Below are 18,424 nucleotides of genomic sequence, written 5' to 3'. Positions count from 1 at the left end.
GGGTCAGGATGTGACGACGGCTAGTACGTCGCCGTCTCCGATGGGGAAGTCGCCCACGATGTCGTAGTCGCCCAGGGCGATCGGCTTGTCCTTCACTCGCAGGCGCCAGTGCGGGGGCATGACGATGTTGTGCTCGTAGAGCACCTGCCCGATCAGTTCTGTCAGGCGCCCGAGGGTCACGGCGGCAGGGACCCGGAGGTCCAGCTGCTGCCCGTTGAATTCGATGCTGAGGTTAAGGTGTCGCTCTGCCATGCCTGTTCATTCGTCTCGAGGCGTTCTTCCGCCCCAGGTACACCGCGAGGAGGGTCAGCGGGATAGCGGCCACTACCGTCAGCAGGATCCAGATGTCGTTGCTCTGAGCGTCGGTCCGCGCCTTGTCGGAGGGGACGGCCTGAGGGGTGTAGTCGACGAACAACCCCTCTCGGAGGTCCGTGTATGCCCGGGTGAACAACGGGTTCGACTGCGGGCTGAAGCTCATCCTGCCGACGGCGCCGGTGATGGCCTCCTGAGACTTCTCACGATCCCGGGCGTGCTGGGCGACTGCCGGCAGGAAGAGCTGCGCCTTCACCGGGAAGTCGCTCGAACCGCCAGCACTGACCCCCGCGTTCGTGATGATCTCCGGAATGAGGTGAAGGCTTCCGTCATCGCCCGAGCCGTTGCCGCTGCCGGCATCGGCTCGGGCGACCGCGCCGGGGAGCAGAGCAATGCCCGCGGCCGTTATGAGAGCCGCGAGCATCGCCCGCATCCGCCACGACGTGGTGACCGGATCAGAAGCCGAAGGAGTGCGCGTCCTGAGCATCACGCTCTTGCACCGTCTCGGCGTACGAGACCAGCTGCTGGTTGATGCTCTCCAGAAGCTGCTCGAACTGCTGGACGTTCGTGTACAACTGCTGGTACTGCTCCAGGTAGGCCTCGAATGCCGCACCCTTCCACTCCTGCTGGATGGTGCCGTTCATGGTGTTGACCCTCTGAACCGCGGACTCGATCTCGTCCTTCGCAGTGATATACACCTGCGCCTGGCTCTTCAGCTCCTCCGGAGTGACACTGATAACCGCCATGTAAAACCACCTTTCGTAAAGAACTATGCGTTCCACGGGAACATATCACGCACGGCAGTTCGACCTTCGTTCGCGATGTCCTCAATGTCCGGAAATGCCATCTCTCCAGCAGGCGAGGGAGATTCGAACGAACATCGTTCGAATCTCCCTCACTACTGCCATTCGAAGGAGGTTCGACCCCCGATCTCCTTCGATACGCCCCGGCGGAAACGCAGAAGGACCGCCACCCGACGTGGAGTCGAGGACGGTCCTTCTGTGCTCAGAAGCTGAGCGGTGTTACGGCACGAGGGTGAGGAGCAGGTCGTCACCGGGGGCGGTGGGGACGAAGTCCGCCTCGATCTCTGCGCGGTCGAGGAGCTCGTTCATGCGGCGCTGACGCTGCTTCGGGATGAGGGTCACGACGGTCCCCTGCTTGCCGGCGCGGCCGGTGCGGCCGGAGCGGTGCAGGTAAGTCTTGTACTCATCCGGAGCATCCGCCTGGATCACCAGGTCGATGTCGTCGACGTGGATGCCGCGCGCGGCGACATCCGTCGCCACCAGGACATTCACACGGCCGCTCGTGAGCTGGGCCAGGTTGCGCGTGCGGCGCGACTGGTTCAGGTCTCCGTGGAGGCTGACGGCCGGGATGCCGGCGTCGTCCAGTTGGTCGGCGAGCATCTCGGCGAAGGCGCGCGTACGGGTGAAGACCAGGGTCTTGCCGTCGCGGTCCGCGAGCTGCTCGATGATCGCGCCCTTGTCGCGGTGTTCGATCACGAGGACACGGTGGTCGATGGTCGAGGACGCCTGGTCCTCGCCCGCCACCTCGTGCACGGCGGGCTCGACGAGGAACTCGTTGACCAGCTGTGCCACACCCGAGTCGAGGGTCGCCGAGAAGAGGAGCTTCTGGCCGCCCGCAGAGGTGAGGCGCAGGATGCGCTGCACGGGCTCGAGGAAGCCGAGGTCGCACATGTGGTCGGCCTCGTCGAGGACGGTGACCGCGACCTCGCTCAGGTCGAGGCGACCCTGCTCCACGAGGTCTTCGATGCGTCCGGGCGTGCCGATGATGATGTCGACGCCGCGCTGCAGCGCACCGACCTGGCGGGCCTGGGGCACTCCGCCGTAGATCTGCGTGGTGAAGAGGCCGACGCTGCGCGCGATCGGCTGCACGGTGCGGTCGATCTGCAGGGCGAGCTCACGCGTCGGGGCCAGGATGAGCGCACGCGGTGCGCGGCCGAGCTGGCGCTTGCCGCCCGATTTGCCCTGGTCGGCCCAGAGCTGCATGAGGCGCTCGACGAGCGGCGCGCCGAAGGCGATCGTCTTGCCGGAGCCGGTGCGGCCGCGGCCGAGCACATCCTTGCCCGCGAGCACGTCGGGGGCTGTGGCGGCCTGGATCGGGAACGGCTTGTCGGCGCCGAGCTCGGCGAGGGCACGGACGACGTTGCCGCCGAAGCCGAGGTCCGCGAAGGTCACGCCCACCACGTCATCGGCCTGGATGGCGTCCGCCTCCAGGCGCTCGAGCACGACGTCCTCACCGGCGGCGAAGGCCGGCTTGTCGTCGCGCGACGGGTAGAAGGAGGAGTCACGACGGGGACGCTCTGCGCGGTCGTCGAAGGAGCGGCGCGGCCGGTCGTCGTACTCGCGGCGGGGACGCTCGGCGCGGTCGGCGAAATCGCGACGCGGACGCTCGGCGCGGTCGGCGAAATCGCGACGCGGACGCTCAGCGCGATCGTCGAAGGAACGGCGGGGACGCTCGTCGGCGTCACGGCGAGGACGCTCGGCCCGGTCGCCGAAGTCACGACGGGGACGGTCGGCAGCATCGCGGCGGGGACGCTCGGCGCGGTCGTCGAACGAACGGCGCGGACGGTCGTCATCACGGCGGGGACGCTCAGCGCGATCGTCGAACGAACGGCGCGGACGGTCGTCATCCCGGCGCGGACGCTCTGCGCGATCGTCGAACGAACGGCGCGGACGGTCGTCATCACGGCGCGGACGCTCGGCCCGATCGTCGAACGAACGGCGCGGACGGTCGGCACGGTCGTCGTACGACCGGCGCGGACGGTCGTCGCTGTCGCGACGGGGACGGTCGTCGCGCGGAGCGCGCTCCTCCCACACGCGCTCGGTGCGGCGCGCATCCTTTCCGCGGGGCTCCCAGTTGGGGCGCTCGCCACGGCCGCGGCCGGCGTTGTCGTCGCGGGTGCCGTAGACGGCACGACCGCGCGCGGCGCGGTCCTCGGTGCTCCAGCGGGCCTTCTTGCCGGCGGCCGCCGGCTCCTCGGCGCGGTAGCCGCGGTGGCTGGGGCTCCTGCTGCCGCTCTTGGGTGCAGCACCGGAGGGCTGCGATCGTCGGTCCTTGTTGTAACCGGGCATGGATGTTCTTCCTGGGTTCATGTCGAGTGCGCGGCGGCACGCCGCAGCGCACCGTATGATTCCCGGGCGATCTGTGTCCGGGGCCGTTCACGATTGTGTGATCCATACCGCTGATCGGGTAGGGAACCGGCCCGCTTGACTGACAAACCCATCCGCGCAGAACGCGCAGTGTCAAGAGCCGACCTGCCAACACTAGTGCACGGACGCTGAGAACGGGCTGCTGATCGGCATCGGAACGTGGGGAGGGGCGGGGTATACAGGGAGGTATGAGCGCCTCCGCCACCAACCGGCTCGATGCCGTCGTCATCGGATCGGGCCCGAACGGGCTGTCCGCCGCTGTCACCCTGGCGCGAGCCGGGCTCTCCGTCCGCGTCTACGAGCGCAGCGCGACGGTCGGCGGCGGCCTGCGAACCGAGGAGCTGACCCTCCCCGGGTTCCTGCACGATGTGTGCTCGGCGGTGCATCCTCTCGCCCTCGCGTCCGGGTTCTTCCGGCGGTTCGGGCTGGAGCGGCGGGTGCCGTTCATCGTTCCGACGGCCTCCTACGGCAACCCTCTCGAGGGCGGGCACGTCGCGATGGCGTACCGCGACCTCGAACGGACGGCCGACGGCCTCGGCGTCGACGGGCCGGCGTGGCGTGCGCTCTTCGGGCCGTTGGTCCGCGAGGTGGATGCCGTGGCCCAGTTCACCGGTTCGCAGCTGCTTCAGGTACCGCGGCATCCACTGGTCGCTGCCCGCTTCGCGCTCTCGGCGCTCGCCCAGGGCGGGCCGTGGTGGGACCTGCCCTTCCGGACCGAAGCGCCGGGCGCGCTGCTCGCCGGGACCTTCGCCCACACGACGGTCCCGCTGCCCAGCCTCGCGGGCGCGGCGGCCGGGCTCACGCTGGCCACCTACGCCCACGCGCGCGGCTGGCCGATCCCGGTCGGCGGCAGCCGCTCGATCGCGCAGGCGATGATCGACGACCTGCGGGCGCACGGCGGGGAGATCGTGGCGGATGTGCCGGTCGAGTCGCTCGCCGAGCTCCCGGACTCGCGGGTCGTCCTCTTCGACACGCACGTGAAGGATGCCGCCCGCCTCGGCGAGGACCGCCTGTCCCCGGGCTACCTGCGCCGGATCTCGGGCTTCCGCGACGGCAACGGCGTGTTCAAGGCGGATTTCGCCCTCTCCGGCCCGGTGCCGTGGACCGATCCCGAACTGTACGAGACGGCCACGGTCCACCTCGGGGGTTCGCGCCAGGAAGTCGCGCGTGCGGAACAGGCGGTGGCCGCCGGCCGGCAGTCCGATCCACCCTACGTCCTGCTCTCGCAGCCGAGCCTGTTCGATCCGTCCCGCGCTCCCGCCGGCAAGCATGTCCTCTGGACCTACACCCACGTACCGCGCGGCTCGACCGAGGACCGCACGGAGGCGATCATCCGTCGCATCGAGCAGTTCGCGCCGGGGTTCCGCGACCTGATCATCGGGACGGCCACCAAGAACGCCGTCCAGATGGAGCAGCAGGACCCGAACTACCGCGGAGGCGACATCTCCGCCGGTGCGCCCGACCTCATCCAGCTCGTCGCGCGGCCCGTCTTCTCGAGCGAGCCGTGGCGCATGCCCGGCCGGGGGCTGTACCTCGCGTCCTCCTCCGCCGCGCCGGGGCCGGGCGTGCACGGGCTCAGCGGCTACTACGCTGCCCGCGCCGCCCTCCGCCACGAGTTCGGCTTCACTCGGATGCCGGACCTCGCGCCTGCGGCCGACCAGCTCTTCGCCCCGCCGTCGACGGCCGCCGATCCCCTCTATCCCCCCGAGTTCCCGGAGCAGTGACCATGTCCGTCAACGTCCGCCTGATGACCTGCACACCGGAGCAGGTGTTCGCCGTCCTCGCCGACCCGTGGGTCTACCCGACGTGGGTCGTCGGAGCCTCGCGCCTGCGGGCCGCCGATCGCCGCTATCCCGCCGAGGGCTCCCGCCTGCATCACTCCGTCGGCGTATGGCCGCTCGTGTTGAACGACGAGACCCGGGTCGAGGTGTGGGATCCACCGCGGCGGGTGGTGCTCGAGGCGAAGACGCGGCCGTTCGGCACCGAGCGGGTCATCATCGACGTCAAGCCGAGGAGGGGAGGCTGCATCGTGCGGATGGAGGAGTACCCGTACTCGGGAGCGGTCACGCGCCTCCCTGGGCTGCTCGCCGACTCCCTCCTGCATGTGAGGAACGCGGAGGCTCTGCGCCGCCTGGAGTGGGTGGCGCGAGGGCGCGCCGCCGCCTGACGACGCGCCCTCGCCGGGTTCGCGGTTCTGACCCCTACCCGGCGGAGACCGCCTTCGCATGGTGCTCGCCGGAGGACTCCACCGAGATCTTCCGCGGCTTCGCGCGTTCGGCGACCGGGATGATGACGCTCAGCACGCCGTTGTCGTAGGTCGCGGTGATGCCGTCCGGGTCGACGTCGTCGCCGATCGTGAACTGGCGCATGTACGCACCGGAGGGCCGCTCCTGCGCAAGCCACCGGGCTCCCTCGCGCTCGGCGCCGCTGCGCACCGCGCGGATGGTGAGCAGGTGGCCGTCCACATCCACATCCACCGAGGCCGGGTCGGCGCCGGGGAGGTCGGCGTTCAGGATGTAGCGGTCGCCCTCGCGGAACAGGTCCACGGGCATCACGCGCGGCTGGCGGCTCGTGTCGAAGACGCTCTGTGCGATCCGGTCCAACTGGGAGAAAGGATCGAACGACATGGCCATTGGATGTACCCCTCTCTTGTCGAAATCAGCCTGGTGAGAGGCCCTTTGCGCCTCTCTCTCGGGCAAAGATTTTAGCACTCTCGGCGGAGAGTGCCAACGCTGTGCGAGCACCGAGTACGCGTGACTCGCCGCGTGTGCGGCGGGACGACCGACCCGGCTAGCATCGAGGAATGCCGACCGAGATCCGACCCGAGCCTCCCCGTCAGCCGGACATCGTGGAGTTGCTGCGGCTCAGCGACGCCTTCGCGCTGTCTCTGTACCCGCCGGAGAACTGTTTCCTGCTCGATGTCTCCGAGCTCGAGCAGCCCGGCGTCACACTGTTCGTCGCCCGGGTCGACGGCCGTGCTCTCGGGATCGCGGCGCTGGTCGTCGGTACGACCCCGGACTGGGCGGAACTGAAGCGGATGTTCGTGCACGAGGATGCGCGCGGTCAGGGCGTCGCGCGTTCCCTGCTGGCCGCCGTCGAGGGGGCCGCCCGGGAGGCCGGCATCCCCGAGCTCCGTCTGGAGACGGGGACCCTGCACGATGCCGCGATGGCGCTGTACGAAAGCGCGGGCTACCAGCGCATCCCGAACTTCGGTCAGTACGTCGACGGCCCGGACTCCCTCTGCTACGCCAAGCCGCTGGGCGTGCCCGCCCGGTAGCGGGTTCTCCCCCGCCGTGGCGTCAGCTGCCGCGGATGCGGCGGGACAACTCGGCGGCCGCATCCCGCACATGCGCTGCCAGCGCATCCCATCGCTCCGGCGGGATGCTGTCGCGCGGGAAGGTCACCGCGATTCCGGCGGCCGGCCAGCCGGCGTGATCGCGGACGGACACCGCGACGGACGCGAAGCCGGGCGTCACGTCCCCGTCCTCGGTCGCGTAGCCGCGCTCACGCGCCTCGGTGACGACCCGGCGCAGCTCGGCGTACGAGTGCGGACCGGAGCCGGTGCGGTCCTCGAAGGCATCGGAGTCCGGGTAGAGCGCGCGCAGCTGCTCCCGGGGCAGCGTCGCGAGCAGCGCCCGCCCGCTCGCGGTGAGGTGCGCCGGGAGCCGCACCCCGACATCCGTCACCAGTCGCGGACGTCGCGGCGCCCGCTCCTCCACGATGTAGACCACGTCGCGGCCGTGCAGCACCGCGACATGGCCGGACTCGCCGATCGCGTCGACGAGCGCCGCCACGATGGGCCGCCCGAGCCGGCTGAGCGGCTGCTGCCGTGAGAACGCGCTCGACAGCTCGTAGGCCGCGACGCCCAGGCCGTACCGCCGGGCCTCGGGGAAGTGCAGGACGAAGCCGTGTTCGGTGAGGACGGTGAGCAGGTGGTACACGGTCGAGCGCGGGAGTCCGAGCGCTGCGGCGATCGCGGCCGCGGGCGCCGGTCCGCGCTGGGCGCCGAGGTAGCCGAGGATGCGGAGGGTGTTCTCCGCGGCGGGCACCTTGCTCATCCCTCACCTCCCGGCTGCCGTGGGTGTCCGTCTGGGATCCCGGACACGTCTGAGCCTACGCGTGCAGCGCCCGGGCAGGCGCCCGACGAGGATCGGACCATGCTCCAGACACAGACCACCGTCACCGTCGGCGCCGGGCCTCTCCGCGTCGAGGACGTCGTCGCCGTCGCCCGCCACGACGCCCGCATCGAACTCGATCCGGACTCCCTCGACCAGGTCGCCGCCTCCCGCGCCATCGTCGAGGCGCTGGCCGACGACACCGAACCGCACTACGGCATCTCGACCGGCTTCGGCGCCCTGGCCACCACGTTCATCCCCGCCGATCGACGCGCCCAGTTGCAGGCCAGCCTCGTCCGCTCCCACGCCGCAGGGTCGGGGCCGGAGGTCGAGCGCGAGGTCGTCCGGGCGCTCATGCTGCTGCGCCTCTCCACTCTCATGACGGGACGCACAGGAGCGCGCCCGGAGACGGTCGAGACCTACGCCGCGCTGCTCAATGCCGGCATCACCCCGGTCGTGCACGAGTACGGCTCGCTCGGCTGCTCCGGAGACCTCGCGCCGCTCGCGCACTGCGCCCTGGCCGCCATGGGGGAGGGACAGGTGCGCGTCGACGGCGAGCTGCGCGACGCGGGCGACGCCCTGGCCGCCGCGGGCATCTGGCCGGTCGTCCTCGCCGAGAAGGAGGGGCTCGCCCTCATCAACGGCACCGACGGGATGCTCGGGATGCTGGCTCTCGCCATCCACGACCTCCACGGGCTGCTGACCGATGCCGACATCGCGGCGGCGATGAGTGTGGAGGCGCTGCTCGGGACCGACGCGGTGTTCGCGGACGACCTGCAGCGGCTGCGCCCGCAGGCGGGACAGGCGATCTCGGCCGCGAACCTGCGTGCGCTGCTCGCCGGCTCGCCGCTCGTGGCCAGTCACAAGGGACCGGAGTGCACGCGGGTGCAGGACGCGTACTCGCTGCGCTGCTCCCCGCAGGTGCACGGCGCCGCCCGGGACACGCTCGCGCACGCGGAGCTGGTGGCATCGCGCGAGCTGGCGTCCGCCGTCGACAATCCGGTGCTCACCCTGGATGGGCGCGTGGAGTCGAACGGCAACTTCCACGGAGCCCCGGTCGCGTACGTGCTCGACTTCCTCGCCATCGCTGTCGCCGATGTGGCCAGCATGTCCGAGCGGCGAACCGACCGCTTCCTCGACCCGGCACGCAACCAGGGCCTCCCGCCGTTCCTCGCGCAGGAGGTCGGCGTGGACTCCGGGCTGATGATCGCCCAGTACACCGCCGCCGGAATCGTGTCCGAGCTCAAGCGGCTCGCGGTGCCGGCGTCGGTGGACAGCATCCCCTCGTCGGCCATGCAGGAGGACCACGTGTCGATGGGATGGGCGGCCGCCCGCAAGCTCCGTCGCGCGATCGACGGGCTGGCCCGCGTGATCGCGATCGAGGTGATGACCGCCGCACGCGGCGCCGACCTCCGCGCACCGCTGCAGCCCGGCCCCGCGACAGGCGCCGTCATCGCGGCCCTGCGCGCCTCCGTCCCGGGTCCCGGACCCGACCGCCACCTCTCCCCCGAGATCGAGGCGACCTACGCCCTCGTCCGCTCCGGCGCCCTCCGCGCCGCCGCGAACCTCCCCTGACCCTGCCCCCACCATCGAGTCCGCAAAGACTGCACGAAAAGCCCCCGAAAAACGCAAGTCTTCGTGTACTCGACGGGGGTACGAAAGGAACGAGAACCATGGACGGAGCACGACCCGTTCGCGCGGCACGCGGCACGGAACTCAGCGCGAAGAGCTGGCAGACCGAGGCGCCGCTGCGGATGCTCATGAACAACCTCGACCCCGAGGTCGCCGAGCGGCCCGACGACCTCGTCGTCTACGGAGGGACGGGACGCGCGGCCCGCAGCTGGGAGGCCTACGACGCGATCGTGGCGACGCTCCGCGATTTGGAGGCGGACGAGACGCTGCTGGTGCAGTCCGGCAAGCCCGTCGGCGTGTTCCGCACGCACGAGTGGGCGCCCCGGGTGCTCATCGCCAACTCCAACCTCGTCGGCGACTGGGCGACGTGGCCCGAGTTCCGGCGGCTGGAGGCCCTGGGCCTCACGATGTACGGCCAGATGACCGCCGGCTCCTGGATCTACATCGGCTCGCAGGGCATCCTGCAGGGGACGTACGAGACGTTCGGCGCTGTCGCCCGCAAACGGTTCGGCGGCTCGCTCGCCGGCACCCTGACCCTCACCGGAGGCTGCGGCGGGATGGGCGGAGCGCAGCCGCTCGCCGTCACCCTCAACGGCGGCGCGGTCCTCATCGTGGATGTGGACGCCGGCCGGCTGCAGCGCCGGCTCGACCACGGCTACCTCGACGTCCTCGCGCACGACCTCGATGACGCCGTCGACCGGGCGCTGGCCGCGAAGGAACAGCGCCGCGCGCTCTCCGTCGGCGTGGTCGGCAACGCGGCGGAGGTCTTTCCCGAGCTCCTGCGCCGCGGCGTCCCGATCGACATCGTGACCGACCAGACCAGCGCCCACGACCCGCTCAGCTACCTCCCGGTGGGTTACGCGGTCGCCGAGTGGCGCGAGCGCGCCGCCGCCGACCCGGAGCGCTTCACCGACGACGCCCGCCGCTCCATGGCCGCGCAGGTGGAGGCCATGGTCGGCTTCCAGGACGCGGGGGCCGAGGTGTTCGACTACGGCAACTCCATCCGCACGGAGGCGCAGCTCGGCGGCTACGACCGCGCCTTCGACTTCCCCGGATTCGTCCCCGCCTACATCCGCCCGCTCTTCGCGGAAGGCAAGGGGCCCTTCCGCTGGGTCGCACTGTCCGGTGATCCCGCCGACATCGCAGCGACCGACCGTGCGGTGCTCGAGCTCTTCCCCGAGGACGAGCACCTGCGCCGGTGGATCACGCAGGCCGGCGAGAAGGTGCACTTCGAGGGGCTTCCCGCGCGGATCTGCTGGCTGGGATACAAGGAGCGGCACCTCGCGGGCGTGCGCTTCAACGAGATGGTCGCCTCGGGCGAGCTCTCCGCGCCCATCGTGATCGGCCGCGATCACCTCGACTCGGGATCGGTCGCCTCGCCCTACCGCGAGACGGAGTCGATGGCCGACGGCTCGGATGCGATCGCGGACTGGCCGCTGCTCAACGCGCTCCTGAACACCGCATCCGGCGCGACCTGGGTGTCGCTTCACCATGGCGGCGGCGTCGGGATCGGGCGCAGCATCCACGCGGGTCAGGTCGTCGTCGCGGACGGAACGGCCCTGGCCGCCGAGAAGATCGAGCGCGTTCTGGTCAACGACCCGGGGACGGGCGTGATGCGCCACGTGGATGCCGGCTACGAGCGGGCGGCCGAGGTCGCGCAGGAGCGCGGGTTGCGCATCCCGATGCGCGAGCAGGCAGCCGCACGCCGATGACCGCGACGCTGGTCACCGGGATCGGCGAGCTCGTCACTTTCGATCCCGCTCATCCCGGGCCGCTCGGCATCGTGCACGACGCCGCAGTGCTCTCGGTGGAGGGACGGGTCGTCTGGACGGGGTCCGCATCCGCCGCCCCGCTCTCCGACGCGGACGAGGTCATCGAGGTGGCCGGCGCCGCCGTCATCCCCGGATTCGTCGACTCGCACACCCACCTCGTGTTCGGTGGCGACCGGGCCGGCGAGTTCGAGGCGCGGATGGCCGGACGGCCGTATGCGGCAGGCGGCATACGGTCGACGGTCGCAGCGACGCGGACCGCCACGGACCAGGAACTGCGGCGTCGGCTGGCTCGCCTGGTCGCCGAACTCCACGCCCAGGGCACGACGACGTTCGAGGTCAAGAGCGGCTACGGCCTGAGCATCGCCGACGAGGAGCGGCTGCTCCGCCTCGCTCGCGAGGTGACCGGCGAGACCACATTCCTCGGCGCGCATGTGGTCCCCGCGGAGTACGTGGAGGATCCGGAGGCGTACGTCGAGCTGGTCATGGGCCCGATGCTCGAGGCGTGCGCGCCGCACGCCCGGTGGATCGACGCGTTCTGCGAGAGCGGCGCTTTCACCGTGGAGCAGTCGCGGCGCATCCTCGCCGCTGGCGCTGCCCGGGGTTTGGGTGTGCGGCTGCATGCTGCACAGCTCGGTCCCGGGGACGGCGTGGCCCTCGCCGTGGAACTGGATGCTGCGAGCGTCGACCATTGCACCTACCTGAGCGACGACGACGTGGAGCTCTTGGCGGCATCCCGGACCGTTGCGACGTTGCTGCCCGGCGTGGAGTTCTCGACGCGGCATCCCTACCCCTCCGGCCGGCGACTGCTGGATGCGGGGGCCGCGATCGCGCTGGCGAGCGACTGCAACCCCGGGTCGTCGTTCACCTCGTCGATGCCGTTCTGCATCGCGCTGGCGGTGCGGGACATGGGACTGACGCCGGGCGAGGCGCTGCGAGCCGCGACCCTCGGCGGAGCGGCCGCCCTGCGCCGCGACGACGTCGGGCACCTCCGGCCCGGCGCACGGGCCGACCTCGCCGTGCTCGCCGCGCCCAGCCACATCCACCTCGCGTACCGCCCCGGCGTCCCCCTCGTCGCGCGCACCCTCCGCGCCTCCGCCTGACGCCGCACCCCGCCCCCGCCCCGCGCCCCACCATCGAGTCCGCAAAGATTGCACGGCTAAACCGCGTTTTGCGTGCAGTCTTCGTGTACTCGATGGTGGGGGGTGGGGCGCGGGGGCGGGGCGGGGTCAGCGGGAGGCGAGGCCCGCGGCGGACTCGAGGACGAGGAGGGCGGCGAGGCGGACCGTACGCTGATCGGGGGTGTCGGCGGTCGCGTCGACCTCGGCGATGTCGACGGAGCGCACGCGCGGGGATGCGGCGGCCAGGCGGGCCAGTCGGCGTAGTTCCCACGCGGCGAGGCCGCCGGGAACGGAGGCCGGGCAGCCGGGCGCGACCGATCGGTCGCACACGTCGACGTCCAGGTCGACATGGATGGGACCGCCCGCCGCGCCCGCGATCTCCAGGGCCTCCGCCATCACGTCGTCCAGCGGCCGGACGTGCAGTGCGTCGCGCGGGATGACGGTGATGCCGCGCTCGGCCGCTCGGCGGCTGTAGGCGGCCGAGTTCGCGAAGTCGGCGATCCCGATCTGGACGATCCGTCTCCCGTCGAGCCCCGCCTCCAGCAGTTCACGGACGGGCGATCCGTTCGACGTTCCGTCCCTCAGGTCGTGATGCGCGTCGAGGGTGATCAGCCCGGCCGTCCGCAACGCATCCCCTGCTGCGCCGAGCGCCGCCGGCACGGTCAGCGAGTTATCGCCGCCGACGGCCACGGTCAGCCGGGATGCGGAGACCGCGGCGGCCATCGCCGCACGCGCCCGTTCGCGGCCTTCCGGTCCGTCGGGCGATGCGACGTCGCCCGCGTCCGCGAAGCGCAGGCCCTCCACGTCGAGTCCCGCGGCGTGCGTCGAGTACCGCCGCAGCGCATCCCGGACCGCAGCCGGGGTGGCGCGGGCGCCCGTCGGCGACAGCGATGTCTCATGCGTCGGGATGCCGATCAACGTCAGATCGGCGCCGTCCCGGCCCAGCGCGGGCCAGCCTCCTGCCCGGGGCCACAGCGGATCGGCGGAGAGGACCTGTGCGCTCATACCCGCGACCCTAGCGAGCCGCGGAGGCCGCGCGGGCTCGGCCACACGACGAGCCGTCTGGGATCCCGGACCGGCTCAGATCTGCGTGCCACCGACCGGCTGCGTGAACACGGGCGGCTCCGGGGCGTCCGGCGAGCGGCGCGTCCCGTTTCCGGAGCCGCCGGAGTCCCCTGCCCCGCCGGCCCCGCCGGCCCCGCCGGAGCCCTCGGCCTCGCCGGCCCCGCCGGCCCGCCCGGCCCCGCCGGCCCCGCCGGACGGCCGCTCCGGGCCCCCACCTCCGCCACGCGGGCCGCCGCCGGAAGGCCCGGCACCCCCGTCCGCCGCCCGCCCGGCACGGGAAGCGGCCTTCGCCGCCTTGCGTGCTGCGCGGCGCTCGCGCCGCCCCTCCACGAGGTTGTACAGCGTCGGCAGCACGATGAGCGTCAGCACGGTCGAGGAGATGAGTCCGCCGATCACGACGATGGCGAGGGGCTGGGAGATGAAACCACCATGACCGGTCACACCGATCGCCATGGGCGTCAGCGCCGCGATGGTGGCCAGCGCCGTCATCAGGATGGGACGCACACGCCGGGAGGCGCCGTGCGCCACCGCATCCGCGACGCTGAGCCCGCGCCTGCGGTACTGGTTCACGAGGTCGATGAGCACGATCGCGTTGGTCACGACGATGCCGACGAGCATCAGCAGTCCGATGAGGGAGGCCACTCCGAGCGGGATGCCGGATGCGAGCTGCAGCAGGATCGCCCCGGTCGCCGCGAACGGCACCGAGACCAGCAGCAGCAGCGGCTGGCGGAGCGACCGGAACGTCGCCACCATGACGATGTACACGATGAGGATGGCCGCCAGCAGCGCGAGGCCGAGCTGGCTGAACGCGTCCGACTGGCTGGAGGAGACCCCGCCGATCTTCGCGCTCGCACCGACGGGGAGCTTCGCCGCCTTCAGCCCGGCGGACACGTCCGCGTTCGCCGTGCTCAGGTTGTCGGTCGCCGGCGTCGCGGTCACACTCGCGGTGCGCACGCCCCGCTGCGTCGTGACGGACGACGGCCCGTCGACCTGCTCCACGCTCGCCAGCGTGTCGAGCGGGACGACGCCCGCAGCGGTCGGGATCGGCAGCTGTGCCAGGCCCGCTACGGTCGTCGGCGGGTTCGCCGTCTGCAGGTAGATCTTCAGCGTCGTGTTGTCGATCGCGACGGTGCCCTCCTGCGTCGGCTGCATCGCCTGCGACACGATGCTGCCCACGGCCACCTCGCTGAGTCCGGCCGCCGCCGCCTTCGCGCGGTCGACACTGACGGCGACGTACGGGAGGGAGGCGCTCAAGTTGTCGGCGACCTGCGTGAGGGACGCCTTGTCCTTCAGCTGCCCGACCACGGCATCCGTGGCCTTCTGCAGGTCCGCGTCGTTGCTCGCCGTGATGTCGACCTGGATGTTGCTGGAGGGGCCGAACCCACTGGAGGCGGACAGGGTGATCGTGCCCTGTCCCGTGATCGCCGCGAGCTCGTCCTGGATGGTGCTCTGCAGCTTCGCCTGGTCGGCGTCCGGGTCCGTCGTGATCGAGAAGGTGGTCCCGCCGCTTCCGCCCGTGAACGCATCCCGCAGGGAGGAGCCGCTGGAGCCGATCGAGACCTGGACCGTCTTGACGCCCTTCGTGTCGCGCACTTTCTGCTCCACGACCCGCGCCGCGTCGTCCTTGGCCTGCAGGCTCGCGCCGGGAGCGAGCGTCTGGGTGACGGTGAGCGAGTTCTGACCGCTCGATCCGAGGAAGTTGGTCTTCACCGCCGGGGAGACCGCGAAGGTGAGACCGAGCACGATCACCGCAGCGATGATGGTCACCCACGAGTGCTTCACGGTCCACCGGATGATCGGCAGGTAGCCCGCCTGAAGGCGCGAGGGATGCTCGAGCTCGTCCACGCCGGAGGCGGTGGCCTCCTCGATGGAGAGGTGCGCAGCCTCCACGCCCTCGTTCTCGTTCGTGCGCGGCTTCGGCGCACGCAGGAACCAGTAGGCCAGAACGGGCACGATCGTCAGGGCGACGAGCAGCGACGACAGCAGCGCGATGGTCACGGTCAGCGCGAACGGGCGGAACAGCTCGCCCGTCGTATCCCCCACGAACGCGAGCGGCAGGAAGACGGCGACGGTGGTGATGGTGGATGCGGTGATCGCGCCGGCGACCTCCCGCACGGCACGCACGATGGTCACGCCGCGGTCGGCCCCGGGAACGAGCTGCCGTTTGATGTTCTCGATCACCACGATGGAGTCGTCCACCACGCGACCGATGGCGATCGTGAGCGCACCCAGCGTGATGATGTTGAGCGTGTACCCGGTCCCCCACATCACCACGAAGGTGATGAGGACGCTGGTCGGGATGGAGATGGCCGTCACGATCGTGGAGCGGATCGACAGCAGGAAGACCAGGATGACGACGACCGCCATCGCGAGACCGAGCATGCCCTCTTCGGTGAGCGAGTCGATCGACTGCGAGATGAACGGCGCCTGATCGAAGACCACGGTGACCGTCGCGTCGCCGCCGAGCTTCTTCTCCAGATCCGGGATGAGGGCGTTGACGGCGTGCGAGACCTCGACCGTGTTCGCAGAGGGGAGTTTGGTGACCGCGATCGTGAGGGCGGGCTTGCCGTCGACCCGGGAGAGGGAGGTGATCGGGTCGTCCGTCTCGGCGACGGTGGCCACGTCGCCGATGGTGCGGGGAGTGGGAGGGGTGGCGGCGGGCGCAGCCGCAGTCTGACCGCGGCCGGCAGCGCCACCGTTCGCGGCGCTGCCACCCGCGCCCGCACCCGCACCCGCGTCCGCGCCCGCACCCGCACCCGCACCCTCACCCGCACCGGCGCCCGCCGAGCGGATGAGCGGAAGCGCGGCGATGTCCCCCACCGACGACAGCTGAGTCCCCGACTGGATGGACAGGGTGCTGCCGCTCTCGGTGATGTCGCCGCCCGGGATGAGCACGCCGTTCTGCTGGAGGGCGTCCTTGATGGCCGAGGACGACATCCCGGCCGCGGCGAGCTTCGCGGGGTCCGGCGTGATCGTGATGCGACGACCGACCTCACCGATCAGCTTGGCGTCGTTGACACCGTTGAGGTCCTTGATGTCGGGAAGGACGAGTTTCGTGATGTCATTCCCGAGCGCTCGCTGATCGCCGCCGCCGGTGACCGCGAGCTGGATGACCGGGAGGTCGTCGATGCTGCCCGAGAGCACCTGCGGCTGCACGCCGGCCGGCAGGGTGGAGGAGATCCGATTGATCGCCTGATCGATCTTCTGCTCGGCCGTGGCCAGGTCGGTCCCGTAGGTGAACTTCGCGGTGATGATCGACTGGTTGGTACTGCTGACGGCGCTGGTGCTGTCGAGGTCCGGGACGCCCTGGATCGCCGCCTCCACGGGGGTGCTGACATCGTGGTTGACGACCTCCGGCGACGCGCCGGGATAGCTGGTGAGCACCACGAGCTGGGGGAAGGAGATCGACGGGATGAGCTCCTGCTTGAGGTTGCTCAGCGCGAGGCCGCCGAAGACGGCGGCGACGATCGTGATGAGCGCGATCAGCGCGCGGTTCTTCATGCTCAGGACGGCGAGGAGATGCACGGGTGTTCCCCCAGGAACTCAGGATTCAGGGCGCCACTTCGACGGTGGCGCAACGGAAGTATGCCAGCCGACGATGAGCGCTGGCTTCATGCCGGGGTACGACATCGCGGCCGAGCCGCCGGCCGCGCCGCAGGCCGAGCCGCCGGCCGAGCCGCCGGATGGGCTGCCGGATGAGGCGCGCACCGCATCCACTCAGACGACGCTCGGCAGCGACCCCGCATCGAAGTAGGGCGCCGGCTCGCTCGCGGCGACCGCCCAGGCACCCGAGAGAGCGGTGAAGGCGCGCTCGTACTCCTCGGCCGAATACGTGATCGGGATGCGCACGAACCGCTCGAAGGCGCCGTCGATCCCGAACCGGGGTCCGGCAGCGATCAGCAGTCCGTGGCTGCGAGCGGCGAGGGCCAGGGCGGAGCTGACCGGCGCGCCGAGGCCCACCCACGCGGTGAGACCGCCGTGCGCGACCGGCACGGACCACTCCGGGAACCACTCGCCCACGAGCCGGTGGACGGACTCGCGGCCCTGTCGCAACTGCTCGCGCCGTTCCTCCTTGATCGCGTCGAGCTGCGGCACCAGCTGCGCGACGACGAGCTGCTCGAGCACAGGGGTGCCCAGATCGGTGGCGGGTTTGGCGGCGATGAGGCGCTGGATGTGCGAGCGCGCGGCGCGGATCCATCCGATCCTCAGCCCACCCCAGAGCAGCTTGCTCGCCGAGCCGATCAGGATGACGGGAGCCCCTGCCGACGCCGCATCGGCGTAGCGCGGCATCGGCAGGTACTCGCCCGGCCGGTCGATGTCGAGCTCCGCGGTGGTCTCGTCCGCGACGACGATGGCACCGTGGGCGGCGGCAGCCGCGAGCACGCGCTCGCGCGTCTGCGGCGACATCGAGGCGCCCGTCGGATTGTGGAAGTCCGGGATGAGGTACGCGAGCGCCGGATTGGCGCGGCGGAACGTCTGCTCGATGGCCTCGGCATCCCATCCGTCCGGCTCGTCGCCGATCCGGTGCGGACCCTCTTCGGGCACCGTTACCGTGAGGGGCACGAGCCGTGCGCCCGCGAGACGGATCGCCTCGATGGCGTGCACATACGTCGGCACCTCGATCGCGACGCGGTCGCCCCGGCTGAGGAACGTGCGCGCGATCAGGGCGATCGCCTGCTGCGCGCCGACCGTGACGAGGATCTGGTCGGGCGTGGTCGGCAGGCCGCGGAGCGTGTAGCGCGCGGCGATCGCCTCCCGCAGGTGCGGCAGCCCGACGGGGTCGTAACCGGGCTTGGAGAGGAAGCGCGGAAGCTCGTCGGCCGCCGCTCGGGCCGCCGCCGCGAGGGGGGACGCTGCCGGGAGGGACGCCTTGGTGAAGTCGAGCATCCCCTCTCCCCCGGCCGTCGGGAGGGTGAGGGCCTTTCCGGGAAGTCGCGCGATGCTGCCGGAGCCGCGGACGCTGTCGATGAACCCGCCCTCGCGCAGCTGACGGTAGGCGGAGGCGACCGTCGTCCTGCTGAGCTCCAGGCGGCCGGCCAGGTCCCGCTCCGCCGGGAGGCGTGTGCCGATCGGGATGCGGCCGTCGAGCACGAGCAGCCGGATGCGGTCGGCGAGCGCCTGGTAGCCCGCACCACCGGTCCGCCAGGTGCCGAGGAGCAGCTCCAGGGAGCGGGCGGTGAGTTGCGCATCCGTCATGCAGGCCACTTTAGGCGAATTGGCTTCTTGCCGCCAGTCCAATC

16 protein-coding genes are annotated in these 18,424 nt (G+C 71.2%); 7 read left to right on the top strand and 9 right to left on the bottom strand.

The window, feature by feature from the left end; genetic code table 11:
* Positions 1 to 3: 3 nt before the first annotated feature.
* From BM287_RS14450 to BM287_RS14435, 4 genes are all read right to left on the bottom strand, one after another.
* The gene (locus BM287_RS14450) at positions 4 to 252 is read right to left on the bottom strand and encodes an EsaB/YukD family protein (protein ID WP_090040668.1); all 249 of its coding nucleotides are present in this window, start codon (positions 250 to 252) and stop codon (positions 4 to 6) included.
* Positions 233 to 736, bottom strand: coding sequence for a hypothetical protein (locus tag BM287_RS14445; protein WP_090040670.1), 504 nt, complete (start codon positions 734 to 736; stop codon positions 233 to 235). Before BM287_RS14445 ends, BM287_RS14450 begins: the two co-directional genes overlap by 20 nt.
* Positions 737 to 767: 31 nt before the next feature.
* Entirely contained in the window at positions 768 to 1,058 is a 291-nt protein-coding gene (locus BM287_RS14440) for a WXG100 family type VII secretion target (RefSeq protein WP_090040783.1), read from the bottom strand.
* A 276-nt stretch (positions 1,059 to 1,334) separates the two neighbouring features.
* Positions 1,335 to 3,404: a DEAD/DEAH box helicase gene (locus BM287_RS14435; RefSeq protein WP_090107349.1), complete on the bottom strand. Its 2,070-nt coding sequence runs from the start codon at positions 3,402 to 3,404 to the stop codon at positions 1,335 to 1,337.
* 266 nt (positions 3,405 to 3,670) lie between these two features.
* Between BM287_RS14435 and BM287_RS14430 the strand changes: the two genes are divergently transcribed.
* Positions 3,671 to 5,206 carry a phytoene desaturase family protein gene (locus tag BM287_RS14430; protein ID WP_090040672.1) on the top strand — a complete coding sequence of 512 codons (1,536 nt, stop codon included), beginning with the start codon at positions 3,671 to 3,673 and terminating at the stop codon, positions 5,204 to 5,206.
* A gap of 2 nt (positions 5,207 to 5,208) precedes the next feature.
* The gene (locus BM287_RS14425) at positions 5,209 to 5,649 is read left to right on the top strand and encodes an SRPBCC family protein (protein ID WP_244528324.1); all 441 of its coding nucleotides are present in this window, start codon (positions 5,209 to 5,211) and stop codon (positions 5,647 to 5,649) included.
* Positions 5,650 to 5,683: 34 nt separating this feature from the next.
* Here the strand turns inward: BM287_RS14425 and BM287_RS14420 are convergent, their stop codons facing one another.
* Positions 5,684 to 6,115 carry an Hsp20/alpha crystallin family protein gene (locus BM287_RS14420; RefSeq protein ID WP_090040676.1) on the bottom strand — a complete coding sequence of 144 codons (432 nt, stop codon included), beginning with the start codon at positions 6,113 to 6,115 and terminating at the stop codon, positions 5,684 to 5,686.
* Between the two features lie 170 nt (positions 6,116 to 6,285).
* On the opposite strand from BM287_RS14420, the gene BM287_RS14415 reads away from it, so the two are divergent.
* Positions 6,286 to 6,759, top strand: coding sequence for a GNAT family N-acetyltransferase (locus BM287_RS14415; RefSeq protein ID WP_090040678.1), 474 nt, complete (start codon positions 6,286 to 6,288; stop codon positions 6,757 to 6,759).
* 22 nt (positions 6,760 to 6,781) lie between these two features.
* Here the strand turns inward: BM287_RS14415 and BM287_RS14410 are convergent, their stop codons facing one another.
* Positions 6,782 to 7,540: an IclR family transcriptional regulator gene (locus BM287_RS14410; protein WP_090040680.1), complete on the bottom strand. Its 759-nt coding sequence runs from the start codon at positions 7,538 to 7,540 to the stop codon at positions 6,782 to 6,784.
* Positions 7,541 to 7,639: 99 nt separating this feature from the next.
* Here BM287_RS14410 and hutH point away from each other — a divergent pair, with 99 nt between their 5' ends.
* The 3 genes from hutH to hutI all read left to right on the top strand — a co-directional run bounded on the left by hutH (position 7,640) and on the right by hutI (position 12,101).
* Positions 7,640 to 9,172 (top strand): histidine ammonia-lyase, encoded by a 1,533-nt coding sequence (hutH, locus tag BM287_RS14405; protein ID WP_090040682.1) that lies wholly within the window; start codon positions 7,640 to 7,642, stop codon positions 9,170 to 9,172.
* 98 nt (positions 9,173 to 9,270) lie between these two features.
* Entirely contained in the window at positions 9,271 to 10,941 is a 1,671-nt protein-coding gene (gene hutU / locus BM287_RS14400; protein ID WP_090040684.1) for a urocanate hydratase, read from the top strand.
* A complete protein-coding gene (gene hutI / locus BM287_RS14395) occupies positions 10,938 to 12,101 on the top strand; it encodes an imidazolonepropionase (RefSeq protein WP_090040686.1) in 1,164 nt (387 codons plus the stop codon). Before hutU ends, hutI begins: the two co-directional genes overlap by 4 nt.
* Before the next feature lie 126 nt (positions 12,102 to 12,227).
* Here hutI and BM287_RS14390 read toward each other — a convergent pair whose 3' ends face one another.
* Together BM287_RS14390 and BM287_RS14385 are read right to left on the bottom strand one after the other, a co-directional pair.
* Positions 12,228 to 13,124, bottom strand: coding sequence for an arginase family protein (locus BM287_RS14390; protein ID WP_090040688.1), 897 nt, complete (start codon positions 13,122 to 13,124; stop codon positions 12,228 to 12,230).
* Between the two features lie 75 nt (positions 13,125 to 13,199).
* Positions 13,200 to 16,709: an efflux RND transporter permease subunit gene (locus BM287_RS14385; protein WP_090040689.1), complete on the bottom strand. Its 3,510-nt coding sequence runs from the start codon at positions 16,707 to 16,709 to the stop codon at positions 13,200 to 13,202.
* A 73-nt stretch (positions 16,710 to 16,782) separates the two neighbouring features.
* On the opposite strand from BM287_RS14385, the gene BM287_RS17880 reads away from it, so the two are divergent.
* Complete coding sequence (locus BM287_RS17880; RefSeq protein WP_170857565.1) at positions 16,783 to 16,938, top strand: hypothetical protein; 156 nt, start codon at positions 16,783 to 16,785, stop codon at positions 16,936 to 16,938.
* Here the strand turns inward: BM287_RS17880 and BM287_RS14380 are convergent.
* A complete protein-coding gene (locus BM287_RS14380) occupies positions 16,902 to 18,380 on the bottom strand; it encodes a MocR-like transcription factor YczR (protein ID WP_090040691.1) in 1,479 nt (492 codons plus the stop codon). The two genes, BM287_RS17880 and BM287_RS14380, sit on opposite strands and share 37 nt — an antisense overlap.
* Positions 18,381 to 18,424 lie beyond the last annotated feature (44 nt).

The sequence above is a fragment of the Leifsonia sp. CL147 genome (assembly GCF_900114565.1).
GTDB lineage: Bacteria > Actinomycetota > Actinomycetes > Actinomycetales > Microbacteriaceae > Leifsonia.
The sequence above is the reverse complement of the archived record's forward strand: the minus strand, read 5'-3'. Positions and strand labels throughout refer to the sequence as shown.